General features: G+C 64.1%; 9 protein-coding genes. 4 read left to right on the forward strand and 5 right to left on the reverse strand.

Translation table 11 applies throughout. The features are described 5' to 3' along the window. Positions 1 to 146 precede the first annotated feature (146 nt). The 5 genes from ACSLE4_RS06775 to ACSLE4_RS06795 all read right to left on the reverse strand — a co-directional run bounded on the left by ACSLE4_RS06775 (position 147) and on the right by ACSLE4_RS06795 (position 6,532). Positions 147 to 1,679, reverse strand: a complete 1,533-nt coding sequence (locus ACSLE4_RS06775; RefSeq protein WP_435903718.1) for a monovalent cation/H+ antiporter subunit D — start codon at positions 1,677 to 1,679, stop codon at positions 147 to 149. A 16-nt stretch (positions 1,680 to 1,695) separates the two neighbouring features. Further along, positions 1,696 to 2,049 (reverse strand): Na+/H+ antiporter subunit C, encoded by a 354-nt coding sequence (locus ACSLE4_RS06780; protein WP_435903719.1) that lies wholly within the window; start codon positions 2,047 to 2,049, stop codon positions 1,696 to 1,698. 1 nt (position 2,050) lies between these two features. Beyond that, a complete protein-coding gene (locus ACSLE4_RS06785; RefSeq protein ID WP_435903720.1) occupies positions 2,051 to 4,909 on the reverse strand; it encodes a monovalent cation/H+ antiporter subunit A in 2,859 nt (952 codons plus the stop codon). Between the two features lie 181 nt (positions 4,910 to 5,090). Beyond that, positions 5,091 to 6,260 carry an FAD-dependent monooxygenase gene (locus tag ACSLE4_RS06790; RefSeq protein ID WP_435903721.1) on the reverse strand — a complete coding sequence of 390 codons (1,170 nt, stop codon included), beginning with the start codon at positions 6,258 to 6,260 and terminating at the stop codon, positions 5,091 to 5,093. A gap of 8 nt (positions 6,261 to 6,268) precedes the next feature. Beyond that, complete coding sequence (locus ACSLE4_RS06795; RefSeq protein WP_435903726.1) at positions 6,269 to 6,532, reverse strand: zinc-finger domain-containing protein; 264 nt, start codon at positions 6,530 to 6,532, stop codon at positions 6,269 to 6,271. A 77-nt stretch (positions 6,533 to 6,609) separates the two neighbouring features. Here ACSLE4_RS06795 and ACSLE4_RS06800 point away from each other — a divergent pair, with 77 nt between their 5' ends. From ACSLE4_RS06800 to ACSLE4_RS06815, 4 genes are all read left to right on the forward strand, one after another. Continuing rightward, entirely contained in the window at positions 6,610 to 7,362 is a 753-nt protein-coding gene (locus ACSLE4_RS06800; protein ID WP_435903722.1) for an alpha/beta fold hydrolase, read from the forward strand. Positions 7,363 to 7,440: 78 nt separating this feature from the next. Continuing rightward, positions 7,441 to 8,277: a serine O-acetyltransferase gene (cysE, locus tag ACSLE4_RS06805; RefSeq protein ID WP_435903723.1), complete on the forward strand. Its 837-nt coding sequence runs from the start codon at positions 7,441 to 7,443 to the stop codon at positions 8,275 to 8,277. A 29-nt stretch (positions 8,278 to 8,306) separates the two neighbouring features. Then, a complete protein-coding gene (locus ACSLE4_RS06810) occupies positions 8,307 to 8,519 on the forward strand; it encodes a DUF3126 family protein (RefSeq protein ID WP_435903724.1) in 213 nt (70 codons plus the stop codon). Positions 8,520 to 8,631: 112 nt separating this feature from the next. Continuing rightward, a complete protein-coding gene (locus ACSLE4_RS06815) occupies positions 8,632 to 8,940 on the forward strand; it encodes a DUF6949 family protein (protein ID WP_435903725.1) in 309 nt (102 codons plus the stop codon). Positions 8,941 to 9,012 lie beyond the last annotated feature (72 nt).

Raw genomic sequence — 9,012 nt, forward strand, 5'->3', positions numbered from 1 at the left:
CCAATACGGGCTCGTCAGTTTCGGGATCGTGACGCCGATTATCGCCCCAAGGACGGCAGCGCCCCAAGAGACGCCGTTAAGCAGAATCCACACCAGGACGATGAGGAGTGTCAGGAGGGGATGAGGCACGAAGCGTTTCAGCATGGTCAGTGTCCCGCCGAGGGTATGACGTTATGGGTGGAGCTTAGCACGGCGTCGATATAGCCCGCCGGGGCGAGCGCCTGCTTGGCGGTTGCATGGAACGCGTCGACGGCGGGACCGGCAAAGATGGACAGCAGCGCGCTGGCGCAGACGAGCAAGGCCACGACGATGATAGGAGAGATGGGCGCATTTGCCCATGTGGGCCCTGTGGCCCGGCCTTCGGTGTTCCAGAAAACGGTGCTGCCGGCGCGGGCGAAGGCAATCGTCATCATGAGCGACGCACCGAGCACGAAAAGCCAGATCAGGTTGGCTTGCGGGCTCTCATAAGCCGCATCGAGCACCATGAGCTTGCCGATGAAGCCCGAGAGCGGCGGGAGGCCCACGGCAGCGAGCGCCGTGAGAAAAAAGAGAGCACCGAGGATAGGAGCTTGGCTGATCGGATGGCCGGGCACGAGCGCATCGCCTTTCTCCGCGCGCCGTGCTGCCACGAGATCCGCAATCAAGAAGAGAGCGGCGCCGGTAAGCGTGCTGTGGACAAGATAGTAGAGTGCCGTTGTCAAACCATCGACGTCGAAAAGTCCTATCGCGATCAGCAGCGTGCCCATGGATGCGATGATGCTGAAGGAAGCGAGGTCGAGCAGGGTGCGGCTCGCGAGAAGGCCGATGGCGCCAATAAGGAGCGTCGCCAGCGCCGCTGGCAAAATCCACGGGACTGCCACGCCTGCGAGCGGGCCGGCATCAAGGCCAAAGATCGTGCCGTACACGCGAATGATCGCATAGGCCCCGACTTTGGTCATGATGGCGAAGAGAGCGGCTACCGGTGCCGAAGCGGCGGAATAGGTTGCGGGCAGCCACCAGTGCAGGGGCACGAAAGCCGCCTTGATGGCAAAGACCAGAAACAAGAGCAGGGCGCCTGTGCGCAGCAGCGCCTCGTTTCCGGCGGCGACCTGCGGCACCTTGACGGCAAGATCCGCCATGTTGAGCGTACCCGTGACGCCATAGATGAGGCCGATGGCGATCAGGAACAGCGTCGAGGCCACGAGGTTGATCGCGACGTACTGGAAGCCTGCGCCCAAGCGGCGGGCGCCGCCGCCATGCAGCATGAGCCCATAGGACGCGATCAGCATTACTTCGAAGAACACGAACAGGTTGAAGATGTCGCCGGTGAGGAACGCCCCGTTCAGGCCAAGCAGCTGGAACTGAAACAGCGCGTGGAAGTGGTGCCCCCGGGCGTCCCATCCCGCCGAGGCGTAGACGATGACGGCGAGAGCAAGCGCTGCGGCAAGCAGCAGCATGGTTGCCGAGAGGCGGTCGAGCACGAGCACGATGCCGAACGGCGCGGGCCAGGCACCGACGCGGTAGACGCGCGGCTCGCCATCGCTCGCGAGGTGATAGAGAAAGATCGCAATTCCGACGAGCGCCAGAGTGGCGGTGACGGAGACAATCCGCTGCATGCGGATGTCTCGCCGCCACCCCAGGATCAGGAGGGCAGCCGTCAGCGCGGGCAAGATTGCCGGAGCGATGATCCAGTTCGTCATGGGGTGAACGCCGCCGTCATTTGTCCGCCTCGACTTCGGGCGCGAGGTGCTCTCCCGGCACGTCCGCGGTATCGTTCTTAGTCTCGAGGAAGCTGCGCAGGGCGAGAACGACGATCAGGGCCGTCATGCCGAACGAGATCACGATGGCGGTTAAGACGAGCGCCTGGGGAAGTGGATCGGTGTAGGCATCGGCGTCGGAAATAATCGGGGGCTGATTCACGACGAGCCGTCCCGTCGAGAACAGGAACACGTTCACCGCATAGGACAGCAAGGTCAGTCCGACGATGATCGGGAAGGTCCGCTGCTGCAGGATCAGATAGACTCCGACCGCTGTCATCAAGCCGACGGCGCTGGCGACCAGAAGCTCCACGTCAGCGGCTCCCGTTGTTCGGACTGACGATGCGTCCCTGCCGCAGCAAGACATCCATCGGACCTTTCGGCACCGGCTCGCGCTCGGCGCGTTCCTCGACGCGCGAGATCTGGGCGAGCGACAGCATCACGACGCCGACGACGGTCAGGAAGACGCCGAAATCGAAGGCAACGGCCGAGGCGATCTCGATTTCGCCGATCAGCGGCAGGTTTACATGCGTGTAGGTGCTCGTGAGGAAGGGCCAACCGAAGAACAGAGACGCCAGGCCGGCAAGGCCGGCGATGGCGACTCCGGCGCCGATCATGGCCTGGCTATCGATGCGGGCGCGCTGCGCGGCCCAGGCAAACCCGCTCGCCAAATACTGCATGATGAGTGCAACGGCGACGATCAGTCCGGCGATGAAGCCGCCGCCGGGTTCATTGTGGCCGCGCAGAAAGATGAACACCGCCACGGTGAGCGCGAGCGGAAGAAGGATGCGCGTGGCCACGACGAGGATCAGCGGGTGGGCGTCCTTGCTCTGTAGAGGATGGCGAATGGACTCGAGGGTCTTTGCCGCGGCGCCTCTCAGCGCGTTGTCGAGAAGCGCGAAGATGGTGATCGCGGCGATGCCGAGGACGATGATCTCGCCGAACGTATCAAAGCCGCGGAAGTCGACCAGGATAACGTTGACCACGTTGGTACCGCCGCCGCCGGGCTTCGCTTCGGCAAGGTGGTAATCGGAGATCGTTTGGAAGTCGCGCGTCAGGATGGCGTAGGCGAGGGCGCCGACCCCGAGGCCAACCGCGGCCGCAAGTCCGCCGCGTCCCAACCGTCCGGCCATATCCGTCTCTGCAGGCGTCGTCTTCGGCAGCAGATTGAGCGCGAGCAGCAGAAGGATCGTCGTGACGACGTCGACCGAGATTTGGGTGAGCGCAAGGTCGGGCGCGGAGAACTGCACGAAGAGGAGAGAGACGATGAGGCCGACCCCGCTCGTCAGGATGAGGGCGAACAGCCGCTCTCGATGCCAGAACAGCAGCGCGACGCAGATCGCGGCCAGCACGATCCAGGCGACGACCGCGGGTAACGACATGGGAATGGTCGCCCTGGCCCCTGCCTCGTGAGGCGCATCCATGAAGCCGACGAGACCGACTGCGACGATCGTGCCGATGATGACGCCGGCATAGCGCGGCAAAGAGCCGTTATGCGTCACCTCGATGATTGAGCGGGAGCCGTTCACCAAGGCGGAGATCACCGAATCATAGATGCGCTTCGCCTCGGGCCTCGGGAAGGCGAGACGGATTTGGTCGGCAGTGCGGTAAAAAGCGAAGAGGATTGCGCCGCCCACGAGAGCGATGAGGCTCATGAACAGGGCGGGCGTGAGGCCGTGCCAGATCGCAAGCTTGTAGTCGGGCAGCGGACCGCCCACCACGGCGAGCGCCGTGCGTTCGACGATCGGGCCTGCCGTGAGGGCCGGGAGAATGCCGATGGCCGCGACCGGGACGATGAGAATTGCGACGGGGAGCCACATTCCGAGCGGTGGGTCGTGCGGCCGATGAGGGTAGTCGTCGCGCGGCGGTCCGAAGAATGTACTGATCGCAAAGCGGAATGAGTAGGCGGCGGAAAGCAGGGCGGCGATCGTCGCGACCACGGGGAAGAGCCAGACGATTCCGGCATAGACGGTGTGCGCCGTCTCCTCGAGCATCATCTCCTTGGACAGGAATCCGTTGAAGAAGGGGATGCCGGCCATTGAGGCTGCTGCGATCAAGGACAACGTAGCGGTGATGGGCATCAGCGTGAGCAGGCCGCCAAGCCGGCGGATGTCGCGTGTGCCCGCTTCATGGTCGATGATGCCAGCGCTCATAAACAGCGCCGCCTTGAAGGTCGCGTGGTTGAGGATGTGAAACACCGCAGCGACGGCTGCCAGCGGTGTGCCGATGCCAAACAGCATGGTGGTAAGCCCAAGGTGACTCACGGTCGAGAATGCAAGAAGCGCCTTGAGATCATCCTTGAACAGCGCGATCCACGCGCCAATGAGCATGGTGACGAGCCCGACCGGCGCGACGATGAGGAACCACACCTCCGTCGGAGCGAAGACCGGCCACAGCCGCGCCATGAGGAAGAGGCCAGCCTTCACCATGGTCGCCGAATGCAGGTAGGCCGAGACGGGCGTCGGTGCGGCCATGGCGTGTGGCAGCCAGAAGTGAAAGGGGAACTGCGCCGACTTGGTGAAGGCGCCGCCCAGTATCAGCAGAAGCGTCGGCACGAGCAGTGGAGAGGATCTGATGACGTCGCCGCGTTGTAGAATATCCGTGATTTCGTAGGAGCCGGCGATGTGGCCGAGCATCAACATGCCGGCGATGAGCGCCAATCCGCCGCCGCCGGTGACGATGAGGGCCATTCGCGCGCCTTGGCGCGACGCCGGAAGCTCGCGCCAATAGCCGATGAGCAGGAACGACGTGAGGCTCGTGAGCTCCCAGAAAACGAGCAGCAGTAGAATGTTATTGCTGAGGACGATGCCGACCATCGCCCCCTGGAACAGCAGCAAGTAGAAGTAAAAGAGCCCAAGCGGATCCTTCGAGCTCAGGTAGTAGCGCGCATAGAGGATGATCAGCAGTCCCATGCCGAGAATGAGCGCGGCGAAGAACAGCCCCAAGCCATCGAGGAAGAACGAGAGGGACAAGCCGATCATCGGCAGCCAGGGCACGCTCCAGGCCAAGACCTCGCCCCGGTAGACGGCCGGTGCCCCGGAAAGAAGAAGCACGAGCGCGATGAGGGTTACGGCCCCTGTCGCGATCGCGCAGAAGTTGCGTCCATGGCGGATAGCCAGCAGCGGGATGGCGGCACCGAGAAATGGGGTCAGCGCAACAACGGCGAGCAGCATCTTGGAGGCTACCGAGCTTGTGGGAAATCAGCCGCTTGCGGGGCCGGGCGGGGACTGGTGATCAGAATCTGCACGTCATCGAAGCATAGTTGGGGGGCGCTCGAAAGTCGCCGGAAACCGGCAAGGGGCCTGAGGATTTTTGCCGCACGGAGCTCCGCAGCTACTCTTGGACAGGCCGCTGCTAGTCCACGCCGTAAAGCCAATCGAACTGACGAAGTGCCGCGGTCTCGCTGCGAAGACCGAGCGCCGTGTTGCGTGCAAGCCGCGCCGGTCCCCGTAAGTGATAGATCCGGCCGAAGCGCCGCGCGGTGTTTTGGAGGCGCGTGGTGCGCGGGCGGCGCGCGTTCTCATAGGTGCGGAACGCCGCGGCGGGATCGTTGCGGCTGGCGGCAAAGTATTTCGCGAGCGTGGCGCCGTCCTCGATGGCGAGCGCGGCCCCTTGGGCGAGATAGGGCAGCACGGGATGGGCCGCGTCTCCCAGCAGCGTTACGGCCCCACGGCTCCATTGGGGCAACGCGGGCAACGAGAACAGCGACCAGGCGCGCCAGCCTTCCGACCGTTCCAGCAATGATTTCGACTCCTTGCACCAACGGGTGAATCCGGAAAGCAAACCCGCGCCGTCCGCCGTCTGGTCCCAGCCTTGCGCCTCCCGACCCCCTGCGGTCACGGCGACGACGTTCAACGCCCCCCCAGCGCACACCGGATAATGCACGAGATGGGCTTTGGGCCCCAGCCACAGGCCGATTATGGGGGCCGAGAAGGGGGCCGGCAGACCCTCGCGTGGCAGGAGCGTGCGAAACGCTGTGGCGCCCGCGTAGGACAGCGCGGCCTCCGGCGCGACCGATTTCCGTACTGTGGACCACAGCCCGTCGGCGCCGATCAGGCTCGAACCTTCGAGCTTGGTACCGTCGAGATTGGCGATCGTGATCCCGTCACCCGCCTGGATGCCGCTGACGTCGAAGCCGGAGGTCAGCGAGACGGGTGCCGTGGCGTCGGCGGCCGCCCGCAACCCCGCATGCAGGTCGGCGCGGTGAAGCGTCAGATAGGGCGCGCCGTAGCGCTGCTCTGCGTGATCGCCCAAAGGAACGGTGGCAAGGCGGCGCCCGCTCAACCCGTCGAACAGCCAAACCGCTTCGGGCCGGAAGGTCTGTGGCAACATCACATCGAGCACGCCGAGGCCGCGCAAAATGCGTGTGGCGTTGGGTCCAAGCTGGATGCCGGCGCCGCTCTCCTCGGCGAAGGCGGAACGTTCGAGGACTGTGGCGTCAATTCCAGCGCGGCCAAGCGCGATCGCCGTGGACAGCCCGCCAATGCCTCCGCCGGCGATGAGGACAGGCAGGTCTTGCGCCATCAGATGCGTCAGGCGGCCGGGGGGCCGGGGGGCGTGGTGGCGACGTACACGCAGCCTTCGGGCCGGCTGTCGGTCGCCTTGATGCCGTCATCGTATTCGTAAAGCGTGGAGCAATAGGGGCAGATGATCTGCTTGTCGTCGCCCATATCTAGATAGACGTGCGGATGATCCTGCGGGGGCGCGGCCCCCATGCATTGGAACTCCTTGACGCCGATCTTGATCCGGTCGACGCCTATGTCATTCACGAAATGGGGCACGAGCGTTTGGGACATCACGATCCGTTCGCTGGTCTCGTTGTAAGAAGGCGCGGGCAGCATAGTGACCCTGAAGGCAAAGCGGTAGGTCAAGAATGCAAAGCTTCGATTCCGACGGCGTGCGGATCGCGTACCTGGATGAAGGGGAAGGAGAACCGATCCTGCTCATCCACGGCTTCGCCTCCAACGTCGCCGCCAATTGGATCGACCCGCAATGGGTACGGACGCTAACGCAAGCCGGGCGCCGCGTCATCGCCCTCGACAATCGGGGGCACGGCGAAAGCGATAAGCTCTACGAGCCAGAGCGCTACGGCGCGCCGGAGATGGCGGAGGACGCGCGGCGCCTGCTCGACCATCTGGGCATCGAACGCGCGGACGTGCTCGGCTACTCCATGGGCGCGCGCATCGCCGCCTTTCTCGTTTTCGCCCATCCGGAGCGCGTGCGCAGCGTGATCTTCGGCGGCCTTGGCATCCACATGGTGCGGGGTATGGTCGGCTCGGGGCCGCTCGCCAAGGCGCTCGAAGCGCCGCGGCTTGAGGATGTGACCAACGACACGGCGCGAAGCTTCCGAATCTTCGCCGAGCAGACCAAGAGCGACCTCAAGGCGCTGGCGGCCTGCATGCGCGGACCTCGGGAGAAAGTGCCGCGCGGGAAGCTCGGCGAGATCGCCGTGCCGGTGTTGGTGGCGGTGGGCAGCGAGGATGTGATCGGCGGGTCGGGCGCGGCGCTTGCGGAGTTGATCCCGAGTGCCCAATTCCTAGAGATCACCGGACGCGATCACATGAAGGCGGTAGGCGATTCCAAGTTCAAGCAGGGCGTGCTCGACTTTTTAACCTCGCGTCCTTAGTCGTTGATTTTTCAGAATAGGCTCTCGTGGTAGACGAAGCGGGATGATCCTGCTACGGGGGCTCAAGTGAGGTGAGCCATGCATAAGTCGGCAATGGCGGCACAGCCGCAGATCAAGAGCTACGATCCCGTCTGGAGCCAAGTGCGGCGCGAGGCCGAGGAGATCAGCGCGGCCGAACCGGCGCTCGGAGGCTTTCTCTACGCGTCGGTCCTGAGCCATGCGCGTCTCGAGGATGCGGTGTGCCACCGTCTGGCGCGGCGCCTCCAGCACGCTGTGCTCGATCCCGGCTTGATTCACAACACCTTCCACGAGGTGCTCCAGGCCGACCCTTCGCTTGGTGAAGCCTTCCGCGCCGATCTAATGGCGTGGATGCAGCGCGATCCGGCTTCCGACCGCCTGATCGAGCCGTTGCTCTATTTCAAGGGCTTCCACGCGCTTCAGACCTACCGCATCGGTCACCGGCTGTGGAACGCGGGCCGTAAGGACTTCGCGCTCTATCTCCAGAGCCTCGTGTCGCGCTTCCTCCAGGTGGACATCCACCCAGCGGCCAAGATCGGCCGAGGCATCATGATCGATCACGCCACGGGTATCGTCATCGGCGAAACCGCGGTGGTGGGCGACAATTGCTCGCTCTTGCACGACGTCACGCTTGGCGGCTCCGGCAACGAGCAGGGCGACCGCCATCCCAAGATCGGCTGCGGCGTGATGATCGGCGCCGGCGCCAAGATCCTGGGCAATATCAAGGTCGGCGATTGCGCCCGCATCGCTGCCGGCAGCGTCGTGCTCAAGGACGTACCGCCGCAGCGGACGATGGCCGGCGTTCCGGCGCGGGACATCGGCGCCAATACGTGCGCCGAGCCTGCGTTGACCATGGACCAGTTCTTCACTGGCAGCGAAGAAACAAGCCGCCGTTAGGGCTGGCAGCAGCTCAAGGGGGTAAGTGCGTGACACGCGACGAGATTCTGAAGCTCGAAACCTATCTACAGAAGACGTTTCAACTGCCGTCGATCCAAGTCCGGCAGCGGCCGCAGAAGGACGATTCCGCCGAGGTTTATATCGGCGAGGAGTTTATCGGCGTGCTGTTCCGCGACGATGATGACGAGGACGAGACCGCCTATCAATTCCAGATGGCGATCCTCGATTTCGACCTGCAATAGTCGGGTCCGTGCCGGGCTGGCACGGGTGTTAACCAGTCCTTAAGAATCCGCTGCGGATGGGGCCCGGCCTCTCGCTACAGTGCTTCTTGCAAAAAGCACGGCGAGGGGCGCCATGGAATTGATCATATATGCGTACCTGATGGCTGTCGGCTTCGTGTTGGCCGGGGTGCTGTCCAGCTTCGTCCAGCTCGTTTCGGGCCAGCCGATGCGATTTGGGGTGGAGCCGAACTCCGTCCTGACCTCGATCCTGGGCGTGACTCTGAGGGTCTTCGCAGGCCCCGCGATCCTCATGCGCAATGCCTGGCGGGGCATGCTGGTCGAGGCGCGGCCGAAATTCTGGTTCGGGCTCTCCGCGGCGATCGCGGCGTTTTGGAGCCTGCTCATCGGCGCGCTGATGATCGATATCGTTTTGAAGCTTTAGGGTCGGCCGCATTCCAAAAAAAGGGAGCCGGTCTCTGGGGAGTGACCGGCTCTAGGAAAAGGCCCGGTTGGG

The organism is Methyloceanibacter sp., assembly GCF_051306395.1.
GTDB lineage: Bacteria > Pseudomonadota > Alphaproteobacteria > Rhizobiales > Methyloligellaceae > Methyloceanibacter.

Bases quoted from the DNA above. Each gene is read 5' to 3' on its own strand.
- ACSLE4_RS06785 (WP_435903720.1), bottom strand. From the start codon at position 4,909: ATGCTGCTCGCCGTTGTTGCGCTGACCCCATTTCTCGGTGCCGCCATC.
- ACSLE4_RS06790 (WP_435903721.1), bottom strand. From the start codon at position 6,260: ATGGCGCAAGACCTGCCTGTCCTCATCGCCGGCGGAGGCATTGGCGGG.
- ACSLE4_RS06795 (WP_435903726.1), bottom strand. From the start codon at position 6,532: ATGTCCCAAACGCTCGTGCCCCATTTCGTGAATGACATAGGCGTCGAC.
- ACSLE4_RS06775 (WP_435903718.1), bottom strand. From the start codon at position 1,679: ATGACGAACTGGATCATCGCTCCGGCAATCTTGCCCGCGCTGACGGCT.
- ACSLE4_RS06815 (WP_435903725.1), top strand. From the start codon at position 8,632: ATGGAATTGATCATATATGCGTACCTGATGGCTGTCGGCTTCGTGTTG.
- ACSLE4_RS06800 (WP_435903722.1), top strand. From the start codon at position 6,610: ATGCAAAGCTTCGATTCCGACGGCGTGCGGATCGCGTACCTGGATGAA.
- cysE (WP_435903723.1), top strand. From the start codon at position 7,441: ATGCATAAGTCGGCAATGGCGGCACAGCCGCAGATCAAGAGCTACGAT.